This window comes from Streptomyces pilosus (assembly GCF_014649835.1).
Classification (GTDB): domain Bacteria; phylum Actinomycetota; class Actinomycetes; order Streptomycetales; family Streptomycetaceae; genus Streptomyces; species Streptomyces pilosus.
Window position 1 is genome coordinate 1 of the sequence record NZ_BMTU01000046.1, and the last position, 860, is coordinate 860.

Genomic DNA, 860 nt, shown 5'->3' on the forward strand with positions numbered 1-860 from the left:
GCTCACTCAAGTCGAACATCGGCCACAGCCAGGCCGCCGCCGGCGTCGGCGGAGTGATCAAGATGGTGCAGGCCATGCGGCACCGCACCCTGCCCCGCACCCTCCACGTCGACGCGCCCACCCCGCACATCGACTGGGACACCGCCGCCATGGAACTCCTCGTCGAAGCACGCCCCTGGCCCCACACCGGCGACCGCCCCGCCCGCGCCGCCGTCTCCTCCTTCGGCATCAGTGGCACCAACGCCCATGTCGTCCTCGAAGCGGCGGAGGGCACCGCAGCCGCTTCCGCCCCCGCCTCCGCTTCCGCTTCCGCTTCCGACGGGCCCGGTACGGCCGAGGTGGCACCGGGCCCCGGATCCGACGGCCCGCTGCTGCCCCTGCCCTGGGTCCTGTCCGCGCGCAGTGCCGACGGTCTGCGCGCCCAGGCCGGCCGGTTGCTCGGCCACGCGGCCCGTCCCGGCCTGTCACCCGCCGATGTGGGCTACTCGCTCGCCACCACACGCAGCGCCTTCGAGCACCGGGCCGTCGTCCTGGGCCGGAACAGGGCCGAGCTGCTGGAGCGAGTGGAGGCGCTGGCCTCCGGCACCCCCCACCCGGAGGTGATCACGGGGCATGCGCCCGGCCCCGTCGGCATCGCGTTCGTGTTCTCGGGGCAGGGTGCGCAGCGGCTGGGCATGGGCAGGGAACTCGCCGCCGCCGTCCCTGAGTTCGCCGCCGCCCTGGAAGAGGTCTGCACCCACATCGACCCCCTGCTCGACCACCCCCTGCGCGACGTGATGTTCGGCACCGGCAGCGACGCCGACGCCGACGCCGCGCTGCTGGACCGCACCGAATACACCCAGCCCGCCCTCTTCGCCATC

Annotated in this window: 1 protein-coding gene; it reads left to right on the plus strand. The window is 74.2% G+C overall.

Annotation, left to right across the window (positions count from 1 at the left end; genetic code table 11):
• The coding region (locus tag IE118_RS33835; RefSeq protein WP_189561928.1) for a ketoacyl-synthetase C-terminal extension domain-containing protein at positions 1-860 on the plus strand (860 nt) is incomplete at both ends.